Here is a 26,466-nt window from a genome sequence, read left to right on the forward strand (position 1 = left end):
AAGGCCCCGTGCCGATCAAGGCCCCGCGCCGATCAAGGTTCCGTGCCGATCAGGTGCGCGCGCCGATCAGCTGTCCTTGCCCGTGTTCCCCTGTTCCTTGTTGAACTCCGCCACATTCCTCTGCTGCTCGGCATAGTCCGAGGTGAAGCGGGTGTCGCCCGGCTTGACCGTCACGAAGTACAGCCAGTCGCCGCGCGTCGGCCGCGTCGCCGCCTTCAGCGCCGTGTCACCCGGATTGCTGATCGGCGAGGGCGGCAGCCCCTTGCGGGCGTACGTGTTGTACGGGCTGTCCGCCTTGGTGTCCTGGTGGCTGGTGTCCAGCGTGGAACGGTTGAGCGCGTAGTTGATGGTCGAGTCCATCTGCAACGGCATGCCGTGGCCGAGCCGGTTGTAGATGACGCGGGCCACCCGGCCCATGTCCTCCTCGTTGTCCGCCTCCGCCTCGACGATGCTCGCGACGGTGACCGTCTGGTACGGGTTCACCGATGTCGGGGCGCCGCTCGCGGTCGCCCGGCTGCCGTCGAACCTCTTGGTGGCCGTGTCGACCATGTACGAGAGGACCGACTCCGGGGTCGACTTGTCGTCGATCGGGTACGTCGCCGGGAACAGATAGCCCTCAGGGTTGCCGCCCGCCTCGTCCGGAAGCCGGAGCTTCGCCTTCGGCACGGCCTTTCTGGTGGCACCGGCGGGCAGATCGAGCGCCTTGTCGACGGCGTCGTAGACCTGACTCGACCGCCAGCCCTCCGGAACGGTCAGGGCAGTCGGCCCCTTCTCGTCGCCGGTCATGGTCAGCGGCACCACGACAGCGGCGGCCACCACGACGGCTCCGGTCACGATCAGGGCGATACGTCCCTTGCGCGTGGGTCGCAGCGGGCCCCGTCGCGGAGTCCGAGTCTGGTTCGGCATACAGGTACGATAACCCGCACATCAGGCGTTACGGACATATTCACCGCTCCCGCGCCGTACTCAGGCCGCCGTCTCGAGGCGCGCGTCACGCCGGACCAGTGCCGCATACCGGCCCTCCGTGCCGAGCAGTTCCTCGTGCGTGCCGCGCTCGGCTATGCGGCCGCCGTCCAGGACCACGATCTGATCGGCGCCGCGGATCGTGGAGAGGCGGTGCGCGATGGTGAGCGTGGTGCGGTCGGCCGAGAGGGCGTCGATCGCTTCCTGCACGGCGTGCTCGGTGCGGGTGTCGAGCGCGCTGGTCGCCTCGTCGAGGATGAGGATCGGCGGGTCGCGCAGGATCGTGCGGGCGATGGCCAGGCGCTGCTTCTCTCCACCGGAGAAGCGGTGGCCCCGCTCACCGACCACGGTGTCGTACCCGTCGGGCAGACCGGCTATGTGGTCGTGGATCTGGGCCGCCGCGGCCGCAGCGTAGAGCTCCTCATCGGTGGCGTCCGGCTTGGCGAACCGTAGATTGTCGGCGACCGAGGCGTGGAAGAGGTACGTCTCCTGCGAGACGACGCCGACCGCGCGCGCGAGGGTGTCGAAGTCCAGGTCGCGCACGTCGATCCCGTCGATCGTGACGCGGCCGCCCGTGACGTCGTACAGCCGCGGCACGAGGTAGCTGAGCGTGGACTTGCCGGAGCCGGTCGGCCCGACCACGGCGAGGCTGCCGCCGGCCGGGACGGTGATGTCTATACCGTCGAGGATGGGCTTCTGCCGGTGCTGCACACCCTGCCCGTTGCCCGCATCCGCATCCGCCGCATCCGCATCCGCATCCGCATCCGCATCCGCATCCGCATCAACGTCGTACCGGAACTCGACGTCCTCGAAGCGGACCTCGCCCTTGACGCTGTCGAGGTGGACCGCGTCCTCGCGCTCGGTGATGTCGACGCGCAGGTCGAGGTATTCGAAGATGCGCTGGAACAGGGCGAGCGAGGTCTGAATCTGGACGCCGGTCTGCAACAGGCTCACCGTCGGCCGGAACAGTCCCTGCTGGAGCGAGACGAACGCGACGAGCGTGCCGATCGAGACGCTCGGACCGCCGAGCTGGAAGGCGATGCCGGCCGCCCAGTAGATGAACGCGGGCATGGCGGCCATGACGATGCTGATGACGGCCATGCGCCAGCGGCCCGCCATGTTCGAGCGCACTTCGAGGTCGACGAGGCGGTCCGACTCGTCGGAGAAGGACCGGGTCAGGGAGTCGGCGCGGCCCATGGTGCGGCCCAGCAGGATGCCGCTGACGGAGAGCGACTCGGTGACGGTCGCGGCCATGGCGGCCATCTGCTTCTGACGCTGGGTGGCGATCTTCTTGCGCTCGCGGCCGACGCGGCGGGCTATCCATACGAAGACCGGCAGCAGAAGCAGGGAGACGACCGTGAGGCGCCAGTCCAGGGCGACCATGGCGACGATCGTGGCGACGACGCTCGTCAGGTTCGACACGAGGGATGTCGCCGTGGAGGTCACCGTCGCCTGCATGCCGCCGATGTCGTTGGCGATACGGGACTGGACCTCGCCGGTGCGGGTCCTGGTGAAGAAGGCGAGCGACATGCTCTGCAGTCGCCCGTAGACGGCCGTGCGCAGGTCATGCATGACGCGCTGGCCGACCGTCGTCGAGATCAGCGTCTGCAGGACACCGAAGACGCTGGTGACGACGGCGCTGAGGATCATGCCGAGGGCGAGCAGGCTGAGCAGCCCGGTGCGGCCCTGCGGGATGGCGACGTCGAGAATTTCCTTCAGCAGGAACGGCGTCGCGACCGTGACCAGCGAGGCGGCGCCCACGAGCAGGCCGACGAGGGCGAGCCGGGCACGGTAGGGGCGGAAGAGGGCAAGGATCCGGCGGATCTGCCGCGGCTGGTCCGACGACCGGGCATCGGGGGGCGGCGTCCAGTCGATTACGTCGCGGGGCATGGGCCTCCTAAGTAGGGGAGAGACCGGCCGGCACGTGCCGATCTCGACGCTGAGGAGCATAGCTCATTGTTACCTATACTCACAATGCACAAAGTCCTGCTAATGTTCCCGCCATGAGTACCCCGGACGCCGACGGCTTCCTCGCCGAACAGCTGCTGCGACTCACCCGCCGTCTGCAGCGCATCCAGAAGCGCCAGCTGGAGCCCGTCGGGATCACGCCCGCCCAGTCCCGGCTGCTGCGCACGCTGGTGCACTACGAGACGCCGCCGCGGATGGCCGACCTCGCCCAGCGCCTGGAGGTCGTACCCCGCGCCGTCACCAGTGTCGTGGACGGCCTCGAAGCCGGTGAGCTGGTGCGCCGTGTGCCCGACCCCACCAACCGCCGCGTCATCCGGATCGAGCTGACCGAGCGGGGCCGGGCCGCCCTGCGGGAGCTGCGCAGCGCGCGCCGCGCGGCCGCGGAGGAGATCCTGTCCCCGTTGGACGCACCGCAGCGCGCCCAGCTCACCACGTTGCTGAACGCGCTGTTCGAGGCCCCCCGCGACCTCAGATGCGAGCGCCCGCGCGAACATGAGAGCTGACAGCCCGACGTAGAACGAGGAGAGGCGAGAGGCATGCCGTTGCTGGAGCCGAAGCCGGAAGCCCTGCGACCCGGATCCCGCCCGTCGGGCCCGGCGCACGACCGGGTCACGGACGAGCAGGCGGGCGGCACCCCCCACCCGCTCCGCTCGGACCTGGAGCGGCTGCTCGGCGCGGACAAGGTCCTCACCAAGATCTCCGACCTCGTGCGGTACGCCTCGGACGCGAGCCCTTATCGCTTCGTGCCGAAGGTCGTGGTGGTCGCCGAGGACATCGACGACGTGTCGGCCGTGCTCTCGTACGCGCACGGCAAGGGCCGCGAGGTCGTCTTCCGCGCGGCGGGCACGTCGCTGAACGGGCAGGCGCAGGGCGAGGACATCCTGGTGGACGTCCGTAGATTCTGGTCGGGCGTCGAGGTCATCGGCGACGGCTCGAGGGCGCGCATCGGCCCCGGCACCACCGTGGTACGGGCCAACATGACGCTGGCCCGGCACGGGCGCGTGCTCGGCCCGGACCCGGCGAGCGCCGTCGCCTGCACGGTCGGCGGCGTGGTGGCGAACAACGCCTCGGGCATGACGGCGGGCACCACCCGCAACTCGTACCGTACGGTCGCCTCGCTCACCTTCGTCCTGCCGTCCGGGACGGTCGTGGACACCGCCGGCCCGGCGGCCGACGAGGAGCTCGCGCACGCCGAACCGGCGCTGTGCGAGGGCCTGATGGCGATCAAGCGGGAGATCGAGGCGGACCCGGAGCTGACGCGCCGGATCCGCGCCAAGTACGAGATCAAGAACACGAACGGCTACCGGCTCGACGCCTTTCTCGACGGCTCGACGCCCGTCGAGATCATGCGCGGCCTGATGGTCGGTTCGGAGGGCACCTTCGGGTTCATCTCCGACATCGTCTTCGACACCCTGCCGCTGGACCGGCGGGTGTCGACGGCGCTGCTCTTCTTCCCGTCACTGCCCGCTGCCGCGGCGGCGGTACCGCTGTTCAACGAGGCCGGGGCGCTGGCCGTGGAGCTGATGGACGGCAACACGCTGCGCGCGTCGGTCAGCGTGCAGGGCGTGCCGCAGGACTGGGCCGAACTGCCCAAGGAGACGACGGCGCTCCTGGTCGAGTTCCGGGCGCCCGAGGAGGAGCGGCAGGCCGCCTACGAGGAGGCGGCGGCGAAGGTGCTCGAAGGGCTCGAACTCGTCACCCCTGTCGCCTCGGTGACCAACGCCTTCACGCGCGAAGCGAAGACGATCAACGGGTACTGGAAGGCGCGCAAGGCGTTCGTGACGGCGGTCGGCGGCGCCCGCCCGTCGGGCACGACACTGATCACCGAGGACTTCGCGGTACCGCCGGCACGCCTCGCGGAAGCGTGCGAGACGCTGCTCGAACTGCAGACACAGCACGGTTTCGACGCCGCCGTGGCCGGCCATGCCGCCCACGGCAACCTGCACTTCCTGCTGGCCTTCGACGCCGCGCTGCCTGCGGACGTCGACCGGTACGCGGCTTTCATGGACGACTTCTGCCGTCTGACGGTGGAGCGGTTCGACGGCTCCCTGAAGGCCGAGCACGCCACCGGCCGCAACATCGCGCCCTTCCTGGAGCTCGAATGGGGTCCGCGGGCCACGGAGCTGATGTGGCGCACGAAGCAGATCATCGACCCCGATGGCGTGCTCGCGCCCCGCATCGTCCTCGACCGTGATCCGAAAGCGCATCTGCGCGGCCTGAAGACCATCCCCAAGGTGGAGCTGATCGCCGATCCGTGCATCGAGTGCGGCTTCTGTGAGGACACCTGCCCCAGCGAGGACCTGACCACCACGCCGCGCCAGCGCATCGTGCTGCGCCGCGAGATGATGCGCCAGCCCGCCGGTTCCCCGGTCGAGGACGCGCTGATCGACGCGTACGGCTACGACGCGGTGGACACCTGCGCCGGAGACTCCACCTGCAAGCTGGCCTGCCCGGTCGGCATCGACACCGGGGCCTTCATGAAGGGCTTCCGGCACGCCCGGCACTCGCCGCGCGAGGAGAAGGTGGCCGCGCTCACCGCGAAGAACTTCAAGGCCGTCGAGGCGTCCGCGCGGCTCGCCGTGGCCGCCGCCGACAAGATCGGCGACCGGCTGCTCACCGCCGTGACCAGCAAGGCGCGCAAGGCGGTCCGCCCCGACCTGGTGCCCGAGTGGCTGCCGGAGATCCCGGCCGCGGCCTCCCGCAAACTGCCCCGCACCGCGCGCGTGGGCGCCTCGGCCGTGTACTACCCGGCGTGTGTGAACCGCATCTTCGGCACTCCGGGTGACGTGTCGCTCCCCCAGGCCGTCGTCGCGGTCTCCGCGCGCGCGGAGCGGCCGGTGTGGATCCCGGACGATGTCGCGGGCACCTGCTGCGCCACGATCTGGCACTCCAAGGGGTACGACGAGGGCAACACGGTCATGGCGAACCGGATCGTCGAGGCGGCCTGGGGCTGGACCGCGGGCGGACGCCTCCCGCTCGTCGTCGACGCCTCGTCCTGCACCCTCGGCATCGCGCACGAGGTGGTGCCCTACCTCACCGACGACAACCGGGAGCTGCACGCGGAGCTGACCATTGTCGACTCCCTTGTGTGGGCCGCCGAGGAGCTGCTGCCGCACCTCTGCGTCGAGCGCACGATCGGTTCGGCCGTGCTGCACCCCACGTGCTCCATGGAGCACCTCGGTGACGTGGCCCAGTTGCGGGCGGTCGCCGAGGCCTGCGCCGACGAGGTCGTCGTCCCGGACAATGTGGGCTGCTGCGCCTTCGCGGGCGACCGCGGCATGCTCCACAAGGAGCTGACCGAGAGCGCGACCCGAAGAGAGGCCGCGGAGGTCGCCTCCCGCGACTACGACGCGTACCTGTCGGCGAACCGGATGTGCGAGGTAGGCATGGATCACGCGACGGGTCGTACGTATCGCTCCGTGCTGGTGGAGCTGGAGCGGGCGACGCGTCCCGCGTAGCCCGCCGGGCATGTGGACCATCCGGCATGTGATGCGTCCGGCGCGCGCCCGGCACGTGGACCGGCCGGCATGCGATGCGTCCGGCGCGTGAGGCATTCGGCGCGCGGTCCGTCCGGCGCGCGGTCCGTCCGGCGCGCGGTCCGTCCGGCGCGCGGTCCGTCCGGCGCGCGGTCCGTCCGGCGCGCGGTCCGTCCGGCGCGCGGTGACAGAAGTCCAACTTCCTGTTCTCTTCCGTCCCTTGCGTCCCTCTCTCGGCCCCTCCAAGGTGGCAGGCGTTTGCCCGGCACCGCACCCGCCAGCCTTGAGCCTTGGAGGTCCGATGCACGACGACAACCTGCCCTCGCACGAGACGCCCGAGCCCGACGAGCAGACCGGGACCGGCTCCGGGCCCGACGGCCACTCCCGACGCGACGTCCTGCGCACCGCGGGCGTCACGGGCGCCGGACTCGGTCTCGCCGCGTTCGGCGGCACGGGCGCGGCCCACGCCGCCGCCGAGCCGGACTCCGCACCCACCGCCGCCTCCCAAGCCGCCGCGCCCGCTCGCCAGGGCCGCACGATGGTCGGCGTACCGTTCGAACGGCGCTCCACGGTCCGCGTCGGCATCATCGGACTCGGCAACCGCGGCGGCAGCATGATCGACCTGTTCCTCGCCATGCCGGGCGTCCGCGTCGTCGCGCTCTGCGACCCGGTGAAGGAGAAAACGGCCCGCGCGGCGGCGAAGGTGACGGCCGCGGGCCAGCCGGCTCCGGCCACGTACACCAAGGGCGATCACGACTTCGAGAACCTCTGCACGCGCGGTGACCTCGACTTCGTGTACGCGGCAACGCCCTGGGACCGGCACTTCGAGATGGCGAGGACGGCGATGCTGAACGGCAAGCACGTCGGCGTCGAGTGCCCCATCGCCCTCCAGCTCGACCAGCTGTGGGAGCTCGTGAACCTCTCCGAACGCACTCGCAGACACTGCATGCAGCTGGAGAACTGTTGCTACGGCCGCAACGAGATGCGCGTCCTGCGGATGGCGCACGCGGGTAAGTTCGGACAGCTCCTGCACGGCGCGGGCGCGTACAACCATGATCTACGGGGCCTGATGTTCGACCCCGACTACTACGAGGGCCCATGGCGCCGCCTGTGGCACACCAGACTGCGCGGCGACCTGTACCCGAACCACGGTTTCGGCCCGGTCGCCAACTACATGGACGTCAACCGCGGCGACCGCGTCACCCACATCTCCAGCTTCGGCACCCCGTCCCTGGGCCTGGCCGAGTACCGCGCCGCGCACATGCCGAAGTCCGACCCGAGCTGGAAGGAGTCGTACATCGAGTCGGACCGCACGATCAGCCTCGTCCAGACGGCGAAGGGGCGCGTGATCCGCCTGGAGCACGACGTCAGCACCCCGCACCCCTACTCCCGCATCAACCAGCTCGGCGGCACGAAGGGCGTGTTCGAGGACTATCCGGAGCGCATCTACATCGAGCCCGATCACACGGACGACGCCTGGGGCGACTTCAGCACCTATGCCGACTTCGACCACTGGCTGTGGAAGGAGCACGCCAACCCGCCCGGCGGACACGGCGGCATGGACTACATCATGGTGTACCGCCTGATGCAGACGATGCGGCTGGGACTCGTACCCGACTTCGACGTGTACGACGCCGCGACCTGGACCTCGCCGGTTCCGCTGAGTCACCTCTCCATCAAGGCGAAGGGCGCGCCGCAGGAGATCCCCGACTTCACACGCGGCGAGTGGAGCAAGAGGCGCACCGGGGTGGACTCGGAGAAGCCCGCCGAGGAGTGATCCGGGCGGCGGCGCACGGCTGACGCGGGCCTCGACCGCCGCCCGTGCCGCCAGTACGCTCCCGGCGCACCGGCGCACCGCTGCGCCAAGGGGAGGCGGGGGACATGGGCGAGGACGACGCGCGGCCCGAACCGGGCGCGGCGGCGCTCGCACCGGTGGCCTGGCGGCCGCTGCTGTGCGTCGTCGCCGCGTACGCGGGCGCCTTGACCCTGCTCTCGGCGCGCTACGGCTACCACCGCGACGAGCTGTACTTCCTTGCCGCGGGCCGCCACCTCGACTGGGGCTACGTCGATCAGCCGCCACTCACTCCCCTGCTCGCCCGCGCCTCCACCGAGGCCTTCGGGGACAGCCTGGCAGGACTGCGCGTGGTGGCGACGCTGGCCGCGTCGGCGACCGTGCTCGTCGTCGCTCTGCTGGCAAGGGAGTTGGGCGGCGGGCGCGGCGCCCAACTCCTCGCGGCCGTGCTCGCCGCGCTCGCGGCGCAGGCGCTCGCGGTCGGGCACATGGTGTCCACCGCCACGTTCGACCTGCTCGTGTGGGCGACGGTCAGCTGGATCGTCCTGCGGGTGCTGCGGACCGGGGACGGGCGCTGGTGGCTCGCGGCGGGCGTGGTCACCGGGCTCGGCGTGCAGAACAAGTTCCTGGTGGTACTGCTCGTCGCCGTGCTGCTGGCGTCGATCGCGTGGGTGGGGCCGCGCCGGGTGCTGCGCGGCGGCTGGTTCCTCGGCGGTTTCGGGGTGGCGCTGCTCCTGGCCGCGCCGACCCTGTGGTGGCAGGCGACGCACGACTGGCCGCAGTTCACGGTGGCGCGCGGCATCAGCGAGGACGACGGGGCCGAGAACCGTGCTCTGCTCGTCCCCCGACAACTCATCTACCTCTCCCCGCTCTTCGTGCCCGTGTGGGTCGCCGGGTGGCTGCGGTTGTGGCGTACGCCCCGGATGCGGTGGGCGCGGTCGTTCGCAGTCGCGTATCCGCTGCTGTGTGCGGTGGTGCTGGCGCTCGGCGGCAAGGGGTACTACACGGTGCCGCTGCTCGTGGTGCTGCTCGCGGCGGGCTGTGAGCCGACGGTGCGGTGGGTGACGGCATCGGGGACACGGGCGGTGCGGCGCTCTCTGCTGGTGGCCGCCGTGGTGGTGTCCGCCTTGGTCAACGTCTTGATCACGTTGCCCGTGCTGCCGCCCTCCGCGCTTGCCGTGCCGATGGCGCTCAACAAGGAGCAGGGCGAACAGCTCGGCTGGCCCGAACTGGCCGACGCCGCGCGGCAGGGATGGGTTCGCATTCCACCTCGGGACAGAGCCCGCGCCGTTGTTCTCACCGGCAACTACGGCGAAGCGGGCGCCCTGGCACGCTACGGCCCGGGGCGGGGGCTGCCCGTCCCCTACTCCGGCCATATGAGCTACGCCGACTGGGGTCCGCCGCCCGACTCCGCGAACGGGCCCGTCCTGCTCGTCCGGATGGCCGACGCCTCCGGCATCGACCGGCATTTCACCGGCTGCCGCACGGTCGCCCGGGTCGACAACGGTTACGACGTGGACAACGAGGAACAAGGCGCGGCGATCGTCCTGTGCGACGGCCCCGCGCGGCGGTGGTCCGTGCTGTGGCCGTCATTGCGCCACGCGTACTGAACCCGGACCCGAGCCGGGGCGGCGGTCGTCGGGCCGCTGTCACGCCTTGAGTTCGGCCTTGTCCCCCATCACGACGACCGGGTGCTGCGCGGGGTCGAGCGTCTTGAGCAGGTACTCCATGTTCGCCTTCGACTGGCTCACACAGGCCGACGTCCCGCTGCCGTGGTCCATGTGCAGCCAGATGCTGCCGCCCTTGGACTGGCCCTGCGGGCGGGTCGGGTCGTTCGGCGGGGTGCCCTTGGCGCGGTTGTAGTCGATGGCGATGACGTAGTCGAAGTCGTGCCAGTGGGACTTGGCCCAGTAGTGCGGCGCCTGGATCGACGCGGTCTGCGTGTAGGGCAGCTTCGCGCCCGGGTCGGCGAGGACACCACCGGCGTCGCTGAGCGTGAACACGCCCACGGGGCTGCGCTTGTCACCCTCGCGGTGGTTCGTCGTCCAGCCCTTCTTGCCGTTGTGCCCGGACCAGCTGCGCTCCTTCTTCCAGGTGTCGCCGGACTTGGTGAACAGGGCGATGGTCGCGTTCGCCGAGTCCTCACCGTCCCCGTAGACCGCCACGACCTGACGCGAGTTCGCCGGAATCTGCTTCTGGTAGCGGTCGCCGACATCCGGGATGCGCTTGAGGTCGACGGCCTTGGCCTCGTCGCCGTGCGCGTCGTCCGCACCACGGTGACCGCTCGACGAGTCCTGCCGGCCGCCGTCGTCGGACCCGCACGCCGCCAACGTGGTCAGAAGGACTCCACACGCCGCCAACGCGACACCCGCTCGAACCGCTCCCGCATTACGCATGCGTTCCATGGTCGCACCACACGTCGGGAACCTTCGGCGCGGGCCGCAGGCCCCCGCCGATCCGGGCCGAATCTTTGCCGCGCACCGGAAAACCGTTTGCCTCCGGTCACGGCGGAGCGCGAACCTTTCACGGTTTGTTCCACCCGCGGCTTCTCCTGCCCTCGCGGTTCTCCCTTTCGAGCTCTGGGACGTCATGCAGATCTCCGACCTTCCGTATCCCGACCCGGGCGTGCCCGACGCGCGCTCCGGCCCCCGGTTCCTGCTCTGGCTCGGCCGCAACCAACTCGGCGGCCAGCTCAAGTCCCTCGCCTGGGGTCTGCTCCACTTCACGTCCGTCGCCGGTCTGCCGTACGGCGTCGGCTACGCCGTACAGGCCGTCGTCGACGGTTCCGGCGCCCGCCTCGCCGCGGCCGGCGGCCTGATCGTGCTCCTCGGCATCGCCATCGCGTGCGGGGACACGATGCTGCACCGCACGGCGGTGACGAACTGGATCACCGCCGCCGCCCGCGTGCAGCAACTCCTCGCCCGCCGCACCGCGGCGCTCGGCTCCGCTCTCACCAGGCGGGTCGCCGCGGGCGAAGTGGTGGCCGTGTCCACCGGCGACGTGGAGAAGATCGGATGGTTCGTCGAGGCGCTCTCCCGCTTCGCCGCTGCCGCCGTCACCGTCGTCCTCGTCTGCGTCGGCCTCCTCGTCTACCAGCCCGCGCTCGGTGTCGTCGTCGCGCTCGGCATGCCGGTGCTCGCCCTCGCCGTGCTTCCGCTGCTGCCCCGCGCCACCCGGCGCGCGGACCACCAGCGCGACAAGGCCGGTAAGGCCACCGAACTCGCCTCGGACACCGTCGCCGGACTGCGCGTGCTGCGCGGCATCGGTGGCGAGGAACTCTTCCTCGACCGCTACCGCCGCGCCTCGCAGGAGGTCCGCGAGGCCGCCGTGCGCAGCGCCCGCATGTGGTCGCTCATCTCCTCGGTGCAGGTGCTCCTCCCGGGGCTGCTCCTCATCGTGATCGTCTGGTACGGCGTCCACCTCGCGCGCGAGGGCCGGATCAGCGTCGGCGAACTCGTCACGGTGTACAGCGCGGTGATGATCCTCAATTATCCGTTGCGCCACTTCGAGGAGATCGCCATGGCGTACTCCTTCTCCCGGCCCTCAGCCCAGCGCGCCGCCAGGGTGTTGTCCCTGGAACGCGTCATCGAGCCGTCTGGCGGGCTGCGCGACGCGGCCGCTCCGACCGGGGATCTGTACGACCCCGCGACCGGCCTGCTCGCCCCGGCCGGGCTGCTCACCGCGGTGGTGTGCGGCGACCCGGACCTGGCGGGACGTCTCGCGGACCGCCTGGGCGGGCACGCGACGACCGGCGACACACCCGACCCCGGCTCCGATCCCGGGCCTGAGGTGGATACGGATGCCGGCTCCGGCTCCGGCTCCGGCTCCGGCTCCGGCTCCGGCTCCGCGAAGGGTGGCGGAGGTCGCGCCGGCACGCCCTCCGTACTCATGGGCGGCGTACCGCTCGACGAGTTGCCACTGGACACCGCTCGGACAGTGGTCCTGGTCCAGGACAAGGACCCGGTGCTGCTCTCCGGCACGCTGGCCGAACTCTTCGACGTGCCGTCCTCCGGGGCCGTCCGCCCCGAGGAGGCGCTGGCCGCGGCGCAGTGCTCCGACGTTCTCGCCGCACTCGCCCAGGCTTCGTTGGACGACGACCCGATGAACGCACGCATCACCGAACGCGGCCGGTCCCTGTCCGGCGGCCAGCGCCAGCGCCTGGCCCTCGCGCGCTCCCTCGTCACCGACCCCGAGGCGCTGGTCCTCGACGAGCCGACGTCCGCCGTCGACTCGCACACGGAGGCCGGCATCGCCCAGGGCCTGCGCACCTTGCGCCGGGGCCGCACCACAGTGGTCCTCAGTTCGTCACCGCTGCTGCTCGACCGCGCCGACCGCGTCGTGTTCGTGCACGAGGGCGAGGTGGCGGCGGTCGGTGAACACCGTGAACTGGTGCACACCGAGCCCCGGTACCGCGCCGTGGTCACGCGCGAGACGGACGAGGAGACGGCCGCCGCCCACGCCCACGCGAGCGCCGGGGCACGCGACTGGACCGGCGCCGGATCGAGCACCGCCCCCGGCCCCGGGTCCGCCATCGAGATCGACATCGAGGAGACGGCATGATCGGCGTAGCGCCACCGGCCTACGATCCGGCGGCCCCCACCACGGCGAACACGCTGCCGGTCGGCGCCCCGGCCACGGTCCGCGCGTACGTCCGCGAGCTGTACCAGCGGCACCGCCGCGCCTTCCTGCTGCTGATCGGGGTGAACACGCTCGCCGTGGTCGCCTCGATGGCGGGCCCCTATCTGCTGGGTGGCGTGATCCAGGACGTGGCGGACGGGACCGAAGGGGCCGGTGCCGCCCTGCGCGACCTGCCTCTGGAACGCACCATCGGCCTGTTCGCCCTGGCCCTGGTCGTCCAGGCCGTCTTCGTGCGGCAGGTGCGGCTGCGCGGGGCGATGCTCGGCGAGCGGATGCTGGCGGACCTGCGCGAGGACTTCCTGGTGCGGTCCGTCGGGCTGCCGCCGGGCGTCCTGGAGCGGGCGGGCACGGGTGACCTGCTGTCCCGGATCACCACCGACATCGACCGCCTCGCGAACGCGATGCGGGAGGCCGTGCCGCAGCTGTCCATCGGCGTCGTGTGGGCGGGGCTGCTCATCGGCGGGCTCGCGGTGACGGCGCCGCCGCTGGCCCCCGCGATCCTCGTCGCCGTACCGGTCCTGGTGTTCGGGTGCCGCTGGTACTTCAAGCGGGCCCCCTCGGCCTACCGTTCGGAGGCCGCCGGGTACGCGGCCGTCGCGGCAGCGCTCGCGGAGACCGTGGCCGCCGGGCGCACCATCGAGGCGCACCGGCTCGGTGCCCGGCGCGTGGAGCTGTCCGAGCGCCGCGTCAAGGAGTGGACGGCCTGGGAGCGCTACACGCTCTATCTGCGCTCCGTCTTCTTCCCGGTGATCAGCGCCGTGCACGTCCTGGTCCTGCTGTCCGTCCTGCTGATCGGCGGCGCCTTCGTCCTCCAGGGCTGGATCGGCGTGGGCCAGCTGACGACGGGCGCGCTCATCGCGCAGATGCTGGTGGACCCGCTCGGCCTGATCCTGCGCTGGTACGACGAGCTGCAGGTCGCCCAGGTGTCCCTGGCCCGCCTCGTCGGCGTGCGGGACATCGAGCCGGACGCGGGCGACGCCTCGGTCCGGCCCGACGGCCGCGACGTACAGGCGGACCAGGTGCACTTCGGCTACCGGGAGGGCGTCGATGTACTGCGTGAGGTCACCCTCGACGTCGCTCCCGGCACCCGGCTCGCCCTGGTCGGCCCCTCCGGCGCGGGCAAGTCGACGCTCGGCCGACTGCTCGCCGGGATCTACGCGCCCCGGCTCGGACAGGTCACGCTCGGCGGCGCGGAGCTCTCGCGGATGCAGGCGGAGCGGGTACGGGCCCACGTGGCCCTGGTCAATCAGGAGCACCACGTCTTCGTGGGTTCGCTCCGCGACAACCTCCGGCTGGCCAGCACGGGCGCGGAGGACGCCGAGCTGTGGGCGGCCCTGGGCGCGGTCGACGCCGACGGATGGGCCCGCGCCCTCGCCGACGGCCTGGACACGGAGGTCGGCTCGGGCGGGGCGGCGCTCACCCCGGCGCAGGCCCAGCAGATCGCGCTGGCCCGCCTGGTCCTCGCCGATCCGCACACGCTGGTCCTGGACGAGGCGACATCGCTGCTCGACCCGCGCGCGGCGCGGAACCTGGAGCGCTCGCTCGGCCGCGTCCTCGACGGCCGTACCGTCGTGGCCATCGCGCACCGGCTGCACACCGCGCACGACGCGGACCTGATCGCGGTGGTCGAGGACGGCCGGATCCAGGAGCTGGGCAGCCACGACGAACTGGTCGCGGCGGACGGGGCGTACGCGGCCCTGTGGCGCTCCTGGCACGGATAGCCGCCGCGCCCCGGAGGGGCGGCGGGGTGCGGCCGGGCTCAGATGAAGTTGAGCGCGGCCGCGCACCCGACGCCGCCGAGCACCATGAAGGCGGGCATCAGCACCTTCAGCTCGACCCAGCTGCCCGCCCGGAACCGCATCGCCTTGGGCGGCCCGATCGGGTACCAGCGCTTGCGGCCGATCGGGATGGGCCACAGGATCGGACAGCCCGAGACGGTGAGCGCGTCCCCGATGTCGTGGATCAGCGCGCCGAGGATGATGGGCAGCCCCAGCCACAGGTACTCCTGGCCCGGCTCCTCGAAGAGCCAGCCCGCCCCGTTGTTCGGCTGGTCCAGGATGCCCGCCAGGATCCAGGCGCTGGTGGCGGCGAGCAGCCACACCAGGATGTCGCTGCTCGAGCCGCGCGCGGCGCGCCAGAGCAGGCCCTCGATGGCGAGCACCATGTGGACGAACAGGATCCCGAGGACGGTCCAGCGTCCGCCGTAGATCGCGGCGGCGGAGGTGCCCGCCCCTATGAGGACCGCCCACAGCCAGGTGTGCGTGAGGGTGCGGTGTCCGCCGGAGCGACGCGGGTCGCCCTGCTTGCGGGTGGCCTTGTAGACGGCGTACGACAATTTGTCGACGATGCCGCAGACGGCGCGGGAGATCGGTCCGAAGGCGCGGGAGATGGTCGCCGACTTGTGGTCGAGGTCCGGGGCGAGGGCGGCGCCCGCGCAGATCAGCGCTCCGACGAGGACGACCGGCCAGGGCATCGGGTGCCCGGCGGCGGCCGCGGCCGCGCCCACCCCCAGCCAGGCCGCCGCTCCTGACAGCGAGTGTGCCGGTCCCATCATGGTGGTGTTCCGCCCCATTCTTCTTATGTCGACGCCCGATCGCCCCCGTCGGGCCGTGCGCGTGCTGACGCCGCGTCGGCCACTCAGCGTAGCGTTCATGATCTTCGTACGGGCATCCGATTCCCTGATCGGGACAGAAGCCAGGCAAGATGGTGACGTGACCCTTATCGATCAGCTTCCGCAGACCGCCGACCCGGACGCCCTCTACGACGCCTTCGAGTCGTGGGCCACCGAGCGTGGTCTCACCCTCTATCCCCACCAGGAGGAGGCGCTGATCGAGGCGGTGTCCGGGGCGAACGTGATCGTCTCCACGCCCACCGGCTCGGGCAAGAGCATGATCGCGGCCGGCGCGCACTTCGCCGCCCTCGCGCGCGACGAGGTCACCTTCTACACGGCGCCCATCAAGGCGCTCGTCTCCGAGAAGTTCTTCGAGCTGTGCAAACTCTTCGGCACGGAGAACGTCGGCATGCTGACCGGCGACGCGTCCGTGAACGCGGACGCGCCCGTCATCTGCTGCACCGCCGAGGTCCTCGCCTCGATCGCGCTGCGGGACGGCGCGCAGGCCGACGTCGGCCAGGTCGTCATGGACGAGTTCCACTTCTACGCGGAAGGCGACCGCGGCTGGGCCTGGCAGATCCCACTGCTCGAACTGCCCCAGGCGCAGTTCATCCTGATGTCGGCCACGCTCGGCGACGTCTCGATGTTCGAGAAGGACCTCACACGCCGCACCGGCCGTCCGACCTCGGTGGTGCGCTCGGCGACCCGCCCGGTCCCCCTCTCCTACGAGTACCGGCTGACCCCCCTCACGGAGACACTGACCGAGCTGCTCGACACACGGCAGGCGCCGGTCTACATCGTGCACTTCACGCAGGCGCAGGCCGTCGAGCGGGCGCAGGCGCTGATGAGTATCAACATGTGCACGCGCGAGGAGAAGGACAAGATCGCCGAGCTGATCGGCAACTTCCGCTTCACCACCAAGTTCGGCCGCAATCTCTCCCGTTACGTACGGCACGGCATCGGCGTGCACCACGCCGGCATGCTGCCGAAGTACCGTCGCCTCGTCGAGAAGCTGGCCCAGGCGGGTCTGCTCAAGGTCATCTGCGGCACCGACACGCTCGGCGTGGGCGTCAACGTCCCCATTCGCACGGTGCTGTTCACCGCCCTCACCAAGTACGACGGCAACCGCGTCCGCACGCTGCGCGCCCGCGAGTTCCACCAGATCGCGGGCCGTGCCGGGCGGGCCGGGTTCGACACCGCCGGCTTCGTCGTGGCGCAGGCGCCCGAGCACGTCATCGAGAACGAGAAGGCGCTCGCGAAGGCCGGCGACGACCCGAAGAAGCGCCGCAAGGTGGTCCGCAAGAAGGCGCCGGAGGGCTTCGTCGGCTGGACGGAGAGCACCTTCGAGAAGCTGATCGGCTCCGACCCCGAGCCGCTGACCTCCCGCTTCCGTGTCACGCACACCATGCTCCTGTCGGTCATCGCCCGGCCCGGCAACGCCTTCGAGGCGATGCGCAAGCTGCTCGAGGACAACCACGAGCCGCGCAAGGCGCAGCTGCGCCACATCCGCCGCGCCATCGCGATCTACCGCTCGCTGCTCGACGGCGGGATCGTCGAGAAGCTGGACAAGCCGGACCCGACGGGCCGCATCGTGCGGCTCACCGTCGACCTGCAGCAGGACTTCGCGCTGAACCAGCCCCTGTCGACGTTCGCCCTCGCCTCCTTCGACCTGCTCGACAAGGAATCGCCGTCGTACGCGCTCGACATGGTCTCGGTCGTGGAGTCCACGCTCGACGACCCGCGGCAGATCCTGCACGCCCAGCAGAACAAGGCGCGCGGCGAGGCCGTCGCCGCCATGAAGGCGGACGGGATCGAGTACGAGGAGCGCATGGAGCGCCTCCAGGACGTCTCGTACCCGAAGCCGCTGGAAGAGCTGCTCCACCACGCGTACAACACCTACCGCACGAGCCATCCGTGGGTCGGCGACCACCCGCTGTCGCCGAAGTCCGTCATCCGTGACATGTACGAGCGGGCGATGACCTTCACGGAGTTCGTCTCCTACTACGAGCTCGCGCGTACCGAGGGCATCGTCCTGCGGTACCTGGCGAGCGCCTACAAGACGCTCGACCACACCGTGCCCGACGACCTCAAGTCGGAGGACCTGGAGGATCTGATCGCCTGGCTCGGCGAGATGGTGCGCCAGGTCGACTCGAGCCTCTTGGACGAGTGGGAGCAGCTCGCCAACCCCGAGGTGATGACCGCCGAGGAGGCACAGGAGAAGGCCGACCAGGTCAAGCCGGTCACGGCGAACTCGCGCGCCTTCCGCGTCCTCGTCCGCAACGCCATGTTCCGGCGCGTCGAACTCGCCGCCCTCGACGACGTCCACGAGCTCGGCGAGATGGACGCCGACTCGGGCTGGGACGCGGACGCCTGGGGCGAGGCCATGGACAAGTACTGGGACGAGTACGAGGACCTCGGCACCGGCCCGGACGCGCGCGGCCCCAAGCTGCTCATGATCGAGGAAGATCCGGAGCACGGCCTGTGGAAGGTCCGGCAGACGTTCGCCGACCCCGAGGGCGACCACGACTGGGGCATCAGCGCCGAAGTCGACCTCGCTGCCTCCGACGCCGAAGGCCGTGCCGTCGTCCGGGTCACGGACGTCGGCCAGTTGTAGATCCGCGGCCGGGCGGACACCAAGGTCCGCCCGCGCCCACGCGCCGGAACCTTCCGGCCGCGCACACGAGAGAGAACCACGCATGACGAACCCTGCGGAACGGCTTGTCGACCTGCTCGACCTGGAGCAGATCGAGGTCAACATCTTCCGCGGACGCAGCCCCGAGGAGTCCCTGCAGCGGGTCTTCGGCGGCCAGGTCGCGGGCCAGGCCATGGTCGCGGCCGGACGTACGACGGACGGCGACCGTCCGGTGCACTCGCTGCACGCGTACTTCCTGCGTCCGGGCCGCCCGGGCGTGCCCATCGTGTACCAGGTCGAGCGGGTCCGTGACGGCCGCTCCTTCACCACGCGCCGGGTCACCGCCGTGCAGCAGGGTCGCACGATCTTCAATCTCACCGCCTCCTTTCACAAGCCCGAGGAAGGTGCCTTCGAGCATCAGTTGCCGCCGGCCCGGCACGTGCCGGACCCCGAGTCGCTGCCGACCATCGCCGAGGAGATCAGGGGTCATCTCGGCGCTCTGCCGGAGGCGTTGGAGCGCATGGCGCGCCGCCAGCCCTTCGACATCCGGTACGTCGACCGGCTGCGCTGGTCGCCCGAGGAGATCGAGGCCGCGGAGCCGCGCAGCGCCGTGTGGATGCGTGCCGTCAGCCCGCTGGGCGACGATCCGCTCGTGCACACCTGCGCGCTCACGTACGCGAGCGACATGACGCTGCTCGACGCGGTGCGTCTGCCGATCGAGCCGCTGTGGGGCCCGCGCGGCTTCGACATGGCCTCGCTCGACCACGCCATGTGGTTCCACCGTCCTTTCCGGGCCGATGAGTGGTTCCTCTACGACCAGGAGTCGCCGATCGCCGTGGGCGGCCGGGGTCTGGCCCGTGGCCGCATCTACGACATCGAGGGGCGCCTGCTGGTCTCCGTGGTGCAGGAGGGCCTGTTCCGCAAGCTCCAGGAGTGACCGGGCGCCTTCGAGGGCGCCGCACAGCCGGCTCAGCCTGTGTGGTTCAGCCTGGGCGCATCAGCCTCGTCTGCCGAGGAGTCGCCCCCACAGTCCGTGCGCCGGTCGGTCCTCCGCGGTCTGTGGGGCGGGTGGGGTCTGTGGGGTGAGCGCGTGCTCTGCCCGGGGGTCGGACTCAGGCATCGCTTCGGGCGTCGTGGGGCGTGGGGCGGGCCGCAGGCGGCGCGCCTCCGCCATGCTCAGCAGCAGGTTCGCCCGCAACCAGCTGATCTCGGCGGGGTTGTCGGCGATCACGATGCGCTCGACGACCTGTGCCGTCGCCGACTCGGGCGATCCGTACCAGGACTCCTCGGGCCGCAGGTGGCGCAAGTAGGCGCGCTCGTAGGGGTTCTCGACGAGTTCGGTGAGCTGGACCGCGTCCATGAGCGTCGCCATCGCGGCGGCCCGGTCCCAGGGATCACTGCTCTGTCCCAGGAGATATCCCGCGTGCCGCGCCCGCCACCTCCTGGGCCGCAGATCCTCACCGGCCGAGAGGCGGGCACGCAGTTTCTCCGGGGCGCGGCCGGTCAGCAGTGGCGCGTGCAGCTCCGAGGCCGCGAACTCCCGTAGCTCCTCGGCGAGATACAGCCACACCACCGTTCGATAGCGGTTCAGATAGAACTTGGCCGGGACGAGCAGGCCCGCGCGGGCGAGCCGGGTGAAGCGGGTCGGCGGGATATCCATGAGGCGCGCGCCCTCCGCCGTGCCCACCACCTTCACCTGCGCCCGAAGCGCCTCGGGGAAGCCGTCGCTGTCGCGGATCCGCTCGATCTCCGTGCGCGGCACCCGGCGGCGGCCTCCGTCCGTCGCCGCGACCGTACGGATACGGCCGAGGCGTACGGCGAGATCGAACTCGCTGCGTTTCAGACCCAGTTCACGGGCGGCGCTGCCCTGGGGCCTGGTCATGATGGAGCCCTGCATGGTGGTTCTCCCCCGTCGGTCGACGACCTCGGTCACGCTCCGTGACCGCTCGGGAGAACCGTAGCCCGTTCCGAAGATTTCCGTTCGGGCCTGTGGACAACTCTGCCGGGCCCACCCCACGCAGCGGCATCACCACAGGTCAGAGCTCTATAACGGGTGACCTGCCGGGATGCCTGGCATCGACCGCCAGATGTTCCCCGACCCGGTTCACGAGCAGCGTCATCTCGTACGCGACCTGCCCGATGTCGGCCTCGGCGGAGCTGAGCACGCACAGACAGCTACCGTCCCCGGCGGCGGTGACGAAGAGCACCGCGTCGTCGAACTCGATCATCGTCTGGCGCACACCGCCGGCGCCGAAGTGGCGGCCCGACCCCTTCGCGAGGCTGTGCAGCCCGGAGGAGACGGCGGCGAGATGCTCGGCGTCCTCGCGCCGCAGGTCCGTACTGGCTCCGGTCACGAGGCCGTCGTTGGAGAGGACCAAGGCGTGCCGCACATGTTCGACGCGCTGCGTCAGGTCGTCCAGCAGCCAACCGAGTCCCGCGTTCTGCCCCATGATCCCGTCTCCCCGCTTCCTCTGGCTCCCCATGCCCCGGAGGGGACCGCTCCCCTGCCCGGAGGATCTCTCTCGCCAGCCTTCCCCACGGTCGGCGTCCGGGCAAGCAGGATGACCTCATGGCACACAAGATGAACGATGAGGAATGGCATGCCTTCGTCTCCGAGGGCACGCGCACCGCGAAGCTGTGCACCGTGCGGGCCGACGGCAGCCCGCACGTCGCGCCTGTCTGGTTCGTTCTGGACGGCGACGACATCGTGTTCAACACCGGCAAGGACACGGTCAAGGGCCGCAACCTGGCGCGCGACGCGCGCGTGGCCCTGTGCGTCGACGACGAGCGGCCGCCGTTCTCGTTCGTGACGATCCAGGGCCGCGTCGAACTCAGTGAGGACCCGGCCGAACTCCTCGACTCCGCGACCCGGATCGGCGGCCGGTACATGGGCGAGGACCGCGCCGAGGAGTTCGGCCGGCGCAATGCCGTGCCGGGTGAACTCGTCGTGCGCGTGAAGGTGGAGAAGGCCGTCGCCATGGGCGACGTCGCCGACTGACCCACGCCCGAGGACAAGCCCCCCCCGGCCGTCCCGCCCCCCGCCCTCACGCGGGAGGACGGGGCGGCGGTCCGGCCGTGGTCAGCCCGCGGCGGACGGGTGCCGAGCGCGCCCGGTCCCCGTACGGAGGTGCTCGCCCTCCGTACGGAGGTGCTTGCCGACCTTGCCGACCAGGCGCGCCGTCTCGTAGGCGACGAGACCGATGTCGGCGGTCACGTCGCCCAGGACGGCGAGACAGGAACCGTCGCCTGTGGCGGCCACGAAGAGGAAGCCGCTGTCCATCTCCACCATGGTCAGCCGTGCGCCTCCCGTGCCGAAGCGCCGCCCGGTCCCCTTGGCGAGGTTGTTGAACCCGGAGGCGACGGCGGCCAGATGCTCGGCGTCCTCACGGCCGAGCGCGGCCGACGCGCCGACGGGCAGACCGTCGCTGGACAGGACCAGGGCGTGGCGCAGCTCGGGCACGCGGAGCGCCAGAGCGTCGAGGAGCCCGTCGAGCGCGGTGGAGCGGCGGGTCGCCGTGAGGGCTGCCGAATCTTTGATCATCTCGGGTCTCCTTCGCCGGCGTCGCCGCCGGGCGGACGTCCGCCGCCTCTGGCCCAGCCGTCCCGGAAGGACGTCATACGGGCCCGCGCCTGCTCGGGGGTGCGCTCACCCCGGTTCTGGACGTGCACGGGCGCGGTGCGGGGGTCGGGGCGCTCCCGCAGTTGGGGCGCGAGGCTCGCCCGACGTACGCGACGCGGCAACTCGTTCTCGGGTGGAAAGGCGGTAGGGGCGAAGTGGGCATCCATGGGCGCTGCTTCCGCTCAGGCACGTGCGCGTAGCGGCGCAGTTCCGGAAGATGGGTGAAGGTCGCGACCCGGCAAGCTAGTCATGGCGGGGGCGCACCACGGGAGCGCGTTTCGAAAGGTGCTGCGATCTAACGGAGATGCTCCAGCAACGACCGCCTTCACGCCGCCTTCGAACCATCTTCGAACCGGATCCGAACTGCCGCGGGGCCCGGTATCGCGGAAGCGGCGAGCACAGCGGCCGACACCCGCACCGCAGGGCGGGGCGCCGCCCGTCAGCGGGGAGCGCCATCATGGGGTCCATGAAAGATGACCACGCGCGCGTGCAGGAGTTCTTCACGGCCCGAGCCGCCGGCTGGGACACCCGCTTCCCCGACGACGGCCCCGCCTACGCCGCCGCCGTGGCCGCCCTCGGGCTCCGCCGGGGCGACAGGGTGCTCGACGCGGGATGTGGCACCGGCCGCGCCCTGCCGCCGTTGCGAGCGGCCGTCGGGCCGTCCGGTGTGGTGCTCGGCGCCGATCTGACATGGGCCATGCTGGAGGCCGCCGTGCGAGCCGGACGGGACCGCGAGGGGCAGCTGCTCCGCACGGACGTGGCGCGGTTGCCGCTGGGCACGGCCACGCTGGACGCGGTGTTCGGCGCCGGGCTCGTGTCGCACTTGCCGCAACCGGCGACGGACCTGCGTGAGTTGGCGCGTGTGGTGCGGCCCGGTGGGCTGCTCGCGCTGTTCCATCCGATCGGGCGCAGGGCGCTCGCCTCACGACAGGGCCGGGAGATCACCCCGGAGGACCTGCGGGCGGAACCGAATCTGCGCCCGCTGCTCGCCGGTTCCGGCTGGCGCATGACCTCGTACGTCGACGAGGACACACGCTTCCTCGCACTGGCGGTGCGCACGGACTGACCTCGCCGGGCATCCTGCCACCGCGCGGGTCAGCCCCTGCCGGCCGCCGCGAAGGCGTCCGGGTTGTCGAACATGACGTCGTGTCCCGCGTCCGGTATCTCCACGATGTGGACACCGGCCGCCACCGAGGCGCGCTGTCCCGGATGTTCACCGCTCCGCGCACCCTGGAGGCAGACCCGGTCGGCCTTCGCCTCCGCAGCATCTGCCGCATCGGGGGCTCCGTGCCGCGCACCGGATCGACCGCACCGCGGTGCAGCGCCGACGGGTCGGTGAGGCGCATCGTGGCCGCCCACAGGGGACCGGCCTCATTCCGCGCGCGCAACGAGCCGTGCCGGGCTCGCCTGGTTGCGCGCCACGCTCAAGAGCCTCGGTCCGGCGAACCGCTGACCGGTTCCGTACCGGCCCTCTTCTGTCACCATGAAGTCACCATGGCGCCGACTCCGCGTCGCGTGCGAGGAGTCGGCGGGACGGTGCCCTTCGGGGCTTCGGCCGGGGACGGTGACGCACATGCTCGACAGGGTCCGCAAGTCCTGGAGCGCCTGGCGCAGGAAGGTCGCCCGCCGCGAGGAGCGGCTGCGCGACGAGCAGCGGTCCGCGCGCAAGGCGCGTCGGCCGACCGAAGGACAGCGCCGGCCGCACAACCTGTTCGAGGCGGCGGCCGCTTATGTGGCGGCGTGCGCCGAGGACGACCAGGAGCGGATCGACGAGGCCGAGGGGTGGGTCGAGCCGAGCGCGCTGGTCTTCGGCGTCAACGAGCTGGCGTGCCGGGCGCTCATCGTCCTCGCGCGCGAGCGGGACGAGTCGCCACGCGCGGTGGCGCGCAACCTCCTCGGACTGCCCGCGGCCTGACGTGTCCCGACGGAAAGGTGGCGAAGGCGTCACCTCCCGCACTCCGGCACGAGAACCACACGAAGTGCACACGCGATGCCGACATGTCCCCGACAGAGCCGCCGACGACGGCGTGTCGCTTGATTTTCCTGGTCACCGCCCCTGTACGGCGTCGACCACGACTGACTAAGGTCACGCCGACGAACCGAAGCTCAGGGGAGGCAGGCATGGCCGGGACGGACGACGCTGTCGCCACCGAGGACGACGCGCTGTACGTACTGACGGCGCTGTTGCTCACTCCGGCGACGTTCCCCAGCGTGCTGGGCGACGACTACCCCGAGGCGTGCGCCGCCCTGGGCCTCGCTCCGTCGGCCGACGGTTACGGGCTGGTCCTCGGCCAGGACGGCGAGGGCGCGCGCTGGACGGTCGTCGTCGACGACGTGTCCCTCGTGGCCGTGGCCGTCGCCTCCTGGGACTGCGGCATGGAGTACGACCTCTCCCCGGACGAGAGGAGCATGGTCGCCGCGTTGCCCGGCTGGCCGCTCGCGCTGGCGGTGGCCGCCCCGAACGTTCCCGCGCCCCACGACCCGGAGCCCGATCCGGAGAGCGCCGACGTGCCGCCTCTCAGCCCGCCGGACACGCAGACGTGGGGTCCGGCGCAGCGGCGCCTCGGAGCGGACGAGATAGCCCTCCAGTGGGCTTCCTGGCGCTCCCAGCTCGACGACGACCAGTTCGCCACGGGCTCCGACGCCGAGGAGCCGAAGGAGGACGCGGAGAACCCACCCGTTTCGTCGGGCAGTTCGCACCAGGGTGTCCAGCGCGTCCTGACCGAAGCGCGCGCCTACGTGGACGCTCCCCCGCCGCTCGGTCGCGTACGGTCGGCGTTCGCGTCGGGCGGCGCCCGTACGCTGCGCGCCGACGGTCCTGGCTGGTCGATGGTGGCGCGCACGGACGACATCGCCTTCATCCTGCTCGACGACGAGCCGGGCGAGGTGCTGCCGGTCGGCCGCGGCCCGGAGCTGCCCGGTCTGCTGGAGGCGCTCGACAAGATGGCCGTCCGGCCCGCCTGAACCGCCGCCCCACATAGGGCGCGTACCCCGCATGTGCTCCCCGCCCATGGATGCGGGCCGGCTCCGCCCCGACGATGAGTCCTCTTCCCGCCGCTTCGAGGAGGTCTTCTCATGCGCACGCCCGGAACCGTTCCCCTGTTGGCGGCAGCGCTGCTGGCCCTGGCCGCGTCCGGGCCGCAGGCCGCGAGCGCGGCTCCCGCGCGCGAGGGCCACTGCGCCCGGTCGGCCCACGCGCGCGTGCCGGGCGCGCACCTGCAGCAGCGGGCCTGTCTGGACGACCTGACGACCGCCGGGCTCGCGGGCACCCCGTACACCGACGTGGCCGACCAGGCCGGACTGACCGCGACAGGGACGCGGAACCCGTCCGGTGTGCCCGGCCTTCAGATCGACGGGTACTTCGGGGACGGCTCCCGGACGAACACGACGCACGGCTGGAACCACGACGCCCAGTTCGTCATACGGCTGCCCGACCGCTGGAACGGCGGCCTGGTCGTCACCGCCGCCCCGGGCAACCGCAAGCAGTACGCGACCGACACGGCGATCTCCGACCGTGTCCTCGCCCAGGGATACGCGTACGCGGCGACCGACAAGGGCAACACCGGGCCCGACTTCTACCGGGACGGCACCCGCCCCGGCGACGCCGTCGCCGAATGGAACGCCCGCACCACGCAGCTCACCCGGGCCGCGAGGAAGGTCGTGGCCCAGCGCTACGGTTCCGCGCCGCGGCACACGTACATGACCGGCATCTCCAACGCGGGCTATCTGACGCGCCGGCAGCTGGAGAACCATCCGGAGCTCTACGACGGAGGCGTCGACTGGGAGGGCGTCCTGTGGACGGCGGACGGGCCGAACCTGTTGACGTCCCTGCCGACGGCCGTGGCGCTCGGCCAGGGAGCCGCCGACGCGGACGACATGTACGCGGCCGGTTTCGCGCGCGGCTCGGAGTTCCTGTGGCCCTACCACCAGAAGGCGTACTGGGGGCTCACGCAGAAGGTGTACCGGGCGGAGTTCGACCCCGCGTACGACCGTGACTGCCCTGGCGCGTCCGCCGGTTCGACGACGGAGAAGGTCCTCGCCCCGTGCGCGTCCGACGCCTCGTACGACTACGCGGCGCGTCCCCGGTCGGTGCACAGGGCCGTCGCGCGCGTGGCCCTGACCGGGCGGATCGGGAAGCCGCTGATCACCCTGCAAGGCGACCTGGACACGCTACTGCCGATCGCGACGGACGCCGACGCGTACCGGCGCATGGTCGACGCGCGGGGTCGCGGCCGGCTGCATCGCACGTACACGATCCGGGGCGGCACGCACACCGACAGCCTGTACGACACTCATCCGGACCGGCTACGGCCGATCCTGCCCTGCTACCGCGACGCCTTCGACGCCCTCACCCGCTGGTCGCAGGACGGGGCGGAGCCGCCCGCGAACCGGACCGTCGGGCGGCCCGCGAGTGGCGACGTCGTCAACGTCTGCTCGCTGCGGGCTTCCTAGTGCCCGAGCTCCTTGCGGCTGACGCGGCGGAGCCTGCGCCGCTGCGAGGGGTCGAGCATCAGGTATGCCGCGGTGGGCACGCCCAGCACGATGAGCAGGGCCGCCCACCAAGGCAGCCAGATCAGCAGAATGATTCCGGCCGCCACGCCTCCCGCGGCGATCTTCGCGTTCCTCGACATGTGTGTGGCCTCCTTCGGAGCGGCTCGCCCTCGGACGAGTGGGGCGAGTTCGCCTCTGCTCTGAGAAACGGATCCACGACGTCGGCAGTTCCGGCGCCCGACCCTGATACAACCCTGATCCCGTACCCCTGAGACG

General features: G+C 71.3%; 21 protein-coding genes. 13 read left to right on the forward strand and 8 right to left on the reverse strand.

Going from position 1 to position 26,466, the window contains the following annotated elements; all coding sequences use genetic code 11:
* Nucleotides 1-66: 66 nt before the first annotated feature.
* On the reverse strand, nucleotides 67-906 hold the full coding sequence (gene mltG, locus ACH4RC_RS21490) for an endolytic transglycosylase MltG (RefSeq protein WP_398203173.1): 840 nt from the start codon (nucleotides 904-906) through the stop codon (nucleotides 67-69).
* 60 nt (nucleotides 907-966) lie between these two features.
* Entirely contained in the window at nucleotides 967-2,853 is a 1,887-nt protein-coding gene (locus ACH4RC_RS21495; RefSeq protein WP_398203176.1) for an ABC transporter ATP-binding protein, read from the reverse strand.
* A gap of 113 nt (nucleotides 2,854-2,966) precedes the next feature.
* On the opposite strand from ACH4RC_RS21495, the gene ACH4RC_RS21500 reads away from it, so the two are divergent.
* From ACH4RC_RS21500 to ACH4RC_RS21515, 4 genes are all read left to right on the forward strand, one after another.
* A complete protein-coding gene (locus ACH4RC_RS21500) occupies nucleotides 2,967-3,434 on the forward strand; it encodes a MarR family winged helix-turn-helix transcriptional regulator (RefSeq protein WP_398203178.1) in 468 nt (155 codons plus the stop codon).
* A 33-nt stretch (nucleotides 3,435-3,467) separates the two neighbouring features.
* A complete protein-coding gene (locus tag ACH4RC_RS21505) occupies nucleotides 3,468-6,389 on the forward strand; it encodes an FAD-binding and (Fe-S)-binding domain-containing protein (protein WP_398203181.1) in 2,922 nt (973 codons plus the stop codon).
* 319 nt (nucleotides 6,390-6,708) lie between these two features.
* Nucleotides 6,709-8,184: a Gfo/Idh/MocA family protein gene (locus ACH4RC_RS21510; RefSeq protein WP_398203183.1), complete on the forward strand. Its 1,476-nt coding sequence runs from the start codon at nucleotides 6,709-6,711 to the stop codon at nucleotides 8,182-8,184.
* A gap of 104 nt (nucleotides 8,185-8,288) precedes the next feature.
* On the forward strand, nucleotides 8,289-9,809 hold the full coding sequence (locus tag ACH4RC_RS21515) for an ArnT family glycosyltransferase (protein ID WP_398203186.1): 1,521 nt from the start codon (nucleotides 8,289-8,291) through the stop codon (nucleotides 9,807-9,809).
* 39 nt (nucleotides 9,810-9,848) lie between these two features.
* Here ACH4RC_RS21515 and ACH4RC_RS21520 read toward each other — a convergent pair whose 3' ends face one another.
* Nucleotides 9,849-10,595, reverse strand: a complete 747-nt coding sequence (locus tag ACH4RC_RS21520; RefSeq protein WP_398203188.1) for a hypothetical protein — start codon at nucleotides 10,593-10,595, stop codon at nucleotides 9,849-9,851.
* Nucleotides 10,596-10,788: 193 nt separating this feature from the next.
* Here ACH4RC_RS21520 and ACH4RC_RS21525 point away from each other — a divergent pair, with 193 nt between their 5' ends.
* Both ACH4RC_RS21525 and ACH4RC_RS21530 read left to right on the forward strand, forming a co-directional pair.
* Nucleotides 10,789-12,759, forward strand: coding sequence for an ABC transporter transmembrane domain-containing protein (locus ACH4RC_RS21525; RefSeq protein WP_398203191.1), 1,971 nt, complete (start codon nucleotides 10,789-10,791; stop codon nucleotides 12,757-12,759).
* A complete protein-coding gene (locus tag ACH4RC_RS21530) occupies nucleotides 12,756-14,558 on the forward strand; it encodes an ABC transporter ATP-binding protein (protein WP_398203194.1) in 1,803 nt (600 codons plus the stop codon). Before ACH4RC_RS21525 ends, ACH4RC_RS21530 begins: the two co-directional genes overlap by 4 nt.
* A gap of 38 nt (nucleotides 14,559-14,596) precedes the next feature.
* Here ACH4RC_RS21530 and ACH4RC_RS21535 read toward each other — a convergent pair whose 3' ends face one another.
* Nucleotides 14,597-15,391 (reverse strand): metal-dependent hydrolase, encoded by a 795-nt coding sequence (locus ACH4RC_RS21535; RefSeq protein ID WP_398203196.1) that lies wholly within the window; start codon nucleotides 15,389-15,391, stop codon nucleotides 14,597-14,599.
* A 97-nt stretch (nucleotides 15,392-15,488) separates the two neighbouring features.
* Here ACH4RC_RS21535 and ACH4RC_RS21540 point away from each other — a divergent pair, with 97 nt between their 5' ends.
* Complete coding sequence (locus ACH4RC_RS21540; RefSeq protein WP_398203198.1) at nucleotides 15,489-18,062, forward strand: DEAD/DEAH box helicase; 2,574 nt, start codon at nucleotides 15,489-15,491, stop codon at nucleotides 18,060-18,062.
* An 82-nt stretch (nucleotides 18,063-18,144) separates the two neighbouring features.
* Complete coding sequence (locus ACH4RC_RS21545) at nucleotides 18,145-19,017, forward strand: acyl-CoA thioesterase (protein ID WP_398203201.1); 873 nt, start codon at nucleotides 18,145-18,147, stop codon at nucleotides 19,015-19,017.
* 60 nt (nucleotides 19,018-19,077) lie between these two features.
* Here ACH4RC_RS21545 and ACH4RC_RS21550 read toward each other — a convergent pair whose 3' ends face one another.
* Both ACH4RC_RS21550 and ACH4RC_RS21555 read right to left on the reverse strand, forming a co-directional pair.
* Complete coding sequence (locus tag ACH4RC_RS21550) at nucleotides 19,078-19,977, reverse strand: DUF6397 family protein (protein ID WP_398203204.1); 900 nt, start codon at nucleotides 19,975-19,977, stop codon at nucleotides 19,078-19,080.
* A gap of 139 nt (nucleotides 19,978-20,116) precedes the next feature.
* The gene (locus ACH4RC_RS21555; RefSeq protein ID WP_398203207.1) at nucleotides 20,117-20,530 is read right to left on the reverse strand and encodes a roadblock/LC7 domain-containing protein; all 414 of its coding nucleotides are present in this window, start codon (nucleotides 20,528-20,530) and stop codon (nucleotides 20,117-20,119) included.
* A 119-nt stretch (nucleotides 20,531-20,649) separates the two neighbouring features.
* Here ACH4RC_RS21555 and ACH4RC_RS21560 point away from each other — a divergent pair, with 119 nt between their 5' ends.
* Entirely contained in the window at nucleotides 20,650-21,078 is a 429-nt protein-coding gene (locus tag ACH4RC_RS21560; protein WP_398203210.1) for a PPOX class F420-dependent oxidoreductase, read from the forward strand.
* Between the two features lie 81 nt (nucleotides 21,079-21,159).
* On the opposite strand, the gene ACH4RC_RS21565 is transcribed toward ACH4RC_RS21560, so the two are convergent.
* Nucleotides 21,160-21,621 (reverse strand): roadblock/LC7 domain-containing protein, encoded by a 462-nt coding sequence (locus ACH4RC_RS21565; protein ID WP_398203212.1) that lies wholly within the window; start codon nucleotides 21,619-21,621, stop codon nucleotides 21,160-21,162.
* 544 nt (nucleotides 21,622-22,165) lie between these two features.
* Between ACH4RC_RS21565 and ACH4RC_RS21570 the strand changes: the two genes are divergently transcribed.
* The 4 genes from ACH4RC_RS21570 (at nucleotide 22,166) to ACH4RC_RS21585 (ending at nucleotide 26,151) form a co-directional block, all read left to right on the forward strand.
* The gene (locus ACH4RC_RS21570) at nucleotides 22,166-22,765 is read left to right on the forward strand and encodes a class I SAM-dependent methyltransferase (protein ID WP_398203215.1); all 600 of its coding nucleotides are present in this window, start codon (nucleotides 22,166-22,168) and stop codon (nucleotides 22,763-22,765) included.
* Nucleotides 22,766-23,272: 507 nt separating this feature from the next.
* Nucleotides 23,273-23,614 (forward strand): hypothetical protein, encoded by a 342-nt coding sequence (locus ACH4RC_RS21575; RefSeq protein WP_398203217.1) that lies wholly within the window; start codon nucleotides 23,273-23,275, stop codon nucleotides 23,612-23,614.
* 206 nt (nucleotides 23,615-23,820) lie between these two features.
* Nucleotides 23,821-24,663: a hypothetical protein gene (locus ACH4RC_RS21580; protein WP_398203219.1), complete on the forward strand. Its 843-nt coding sequence runs from the start codon at nucleotides 23,821-23,823 to the stop codon at nucleotides 24,661-24,663.
* 111 nt (nucleotides 24,664-24,774) lie between these two features.
* Nucleotides 24,775-26,151, forward strand: coding sequence for a tannase/feruloyl esterase family alpha/beta hydrolase (locus ACH4RC_RS21585; RefSeq protein WP_398203222.1), 1,377 nt, complete (start codon nucleotides 24,775-24,777; stop codon nucleotides 26,149-26,151).
* Here the strand turns inward: ACH4RC_RS21585 and ACH4RC_RS21590 are convergent.
* A complete protein-coding gene (locus tag ACH4RC_RS21590; protein WP_398203224.1) occupies nucleotides 26,148-26,330 on the reverse strand; it encodes a hypothetical protein in 183 nt (60 codons plus the stop codon). The two genes, ACH4RC_RS21585 and ACH4RC_RS21590, sit on opposite strands and share 4 nt — an antisense overlap.
* Nucleotides 26,331-26,466: the final 136 nt, after the last annotated feature.

Source organism: Streptomyces sp. NPDC016845, assembly GCF_044332585.1.
In the GTDB taxonomy this organism is placed as follows: domain Bacteria; phylum Actinomycetota; class Actinomycetes; order Streptomycetales; family Streptomycetaceae; genus Streptomyces.

What these genes read in the sequence shown, in the direction of transcription:
- ACH4RC_RS21565 (WP_398203212.1), bottom strand. Translation starts at nt 21,621, where the DNA reads ATGATCAAAGATTCGGCAGCCCTCACGGCGACCCGCCGCTCCACCGCG.
- ACH4RC_RS21525 (WP_398203191.1), top strand. Translation starts at nt 10,789, where the DNA reads ATGCAGATCTCCGACCTTCCGTATCCCGACCCGGGCGTGCCCGACGCG.
- ACH4RC_RS21590 (WP_398203224.1), bottom strand. Translation starts at nt 26,330, where the DNA reads ATGTCGAGGAACGCGAAGATCGCCGCGGGAGGCGTGGCGGCCGGAATC.
- ACH4RC_RS21560 (WP_398203210.1), top strand. Translation starts at nt 20,650, where the DNA reads ATGGCACACAAGATGAACGATGAGGAATGGCATGCCTTCGTCTCCGAG.
- ACH4RC_RS21510 (WP_398203183.1), top strand. Translation starts at nt 6,709, where the DNA reads ATGCACGACGACAACCTGCCCTCGCACGAGACGCCCGAGCCCGACGAG.
- ACH4RC_RS21535 (WP_398203196.1), bottom strand. Translation starts at nt 15,391, where the DNA reads ATGATGGGACCGGCACACTCGCTGTCAGGAGCGGCGGCCTGGCTGGGG.
- ACH4RC_RS21505 (WP_398203181.1), top strand. Translation starts at nt 3,468, where the DNA reads ATGCCGTTGCTGGAGCCGAAGCCGGAAGCCCTGCGACCCGGATCCCGC.
- ACH4RC_RS21555 (WP_398203207.1), bottom strand. Translation starts at nt 20,530, where the DNA reads ATGGGGCAGAACGCGGGACTCGGTTGGCTGCTGGACGACCTGACGCAG.
- ACH4RC_RS21575 (WP_398203217.1), top strand. Translation starts at nt 23,273, where the DNA reads ATGCTCGACAGGGTCCGCAAGTCCTGGAGCGCCTGGCGCAGGAAGGTC.
- ACH4RC_RS21530 (WP_398203194.1), top strand. Translation starts at nt 12,756, where the DNA reads ATGATCGGCGTAGCGCCACCGGCCTACGATCCGGCGGCCCCCACCACG.
- ACH4RC_RS21585 (WP_398203222.1), top strand. Translation starts at nt 24,775, where the DNA reads ATGCGCACGCCCGGAACCGTTCCCCTGTTGGCGGCAGCGCTGCTGGCC.
- ACH4RC_RS21500 (WP_398203178.1), top strand. Translation starts at nt 2,967, where the DNA reads ATGAGTACCCCGGACGCCGACGGCTTCCTCGCCGAACAGCTGCTGCGA.
- ACH4RC_RS21540 (WP_398203198.1), top strand. Translation starts at nt 15,489, where the DNA reads ATGATCTTCGTACGGGCATCCGATTCCCTGATCGGGACAGAAGCCAGG.
- ACH4RC_RS21495 (WP_398203176.1), bottom strand. Translation starts at nt 2,853, where the DNA reads ATGCCCCGCGACGTAATCGACTGGACGCCGCCCCCCGATGCCCGGTCG.
- mltG (WP_398203173.1), bottom strand. Translation starts at nt 906, where the DNA reads ATGCCGAACCAGACTCGGACTCCGCGACGGGGCCCGCTGCGACCCACG.
- ACH4RC_RS21580 (WP_398203219.1), top strand. Translation starts at nt 23,821, where the DNA reads ATGGCCGGGACGGACGACGCTGTCGCCACCGAGGACGACGCGCTGTAC.
- ACH4RC_RS21520 (WP_398203188.1), bottom strand. Translation starts at nt 10,595, where the DNA reads ATGCGTAATGCGGGAGCGGTTCGAGCGGGTGTCGCGTTGGCGGCGTGT.
- ACH4RC_RS21570 (WP_398203215.1), top strand. Translation starts at nt 22,166, where the DNA reads ATGAAAGATGACCACGCGCGCGTGCAGGAGTTCTTCACGGCCCGAGCC.
- ACH4RC_RS21545 (WP_398203201.1), top strand. Translation starts at nt 18,145, where the DNA reads ATGACGAACCCTGCGGAACGGCTTGTCGACCTGCTCGACCTGGAGCAG.
- ACH4RC_RS21515 (WP_398203186.1), top strand. Translation starts at nt 8,289, where the DNA reads ATGGGCGAGGACGACGCGCGGCCCGAACCGGGCGCGGCGGCGCTCGCA.
- ACH4RC_RS21550 (WP_398203204.1), bottom strand. Translation starts at nt 19,977, where the DNA reads ATGCAGGGCTCCATCATGACCAGGCCCCAGGGCAGCGCCGCCCGTGAA.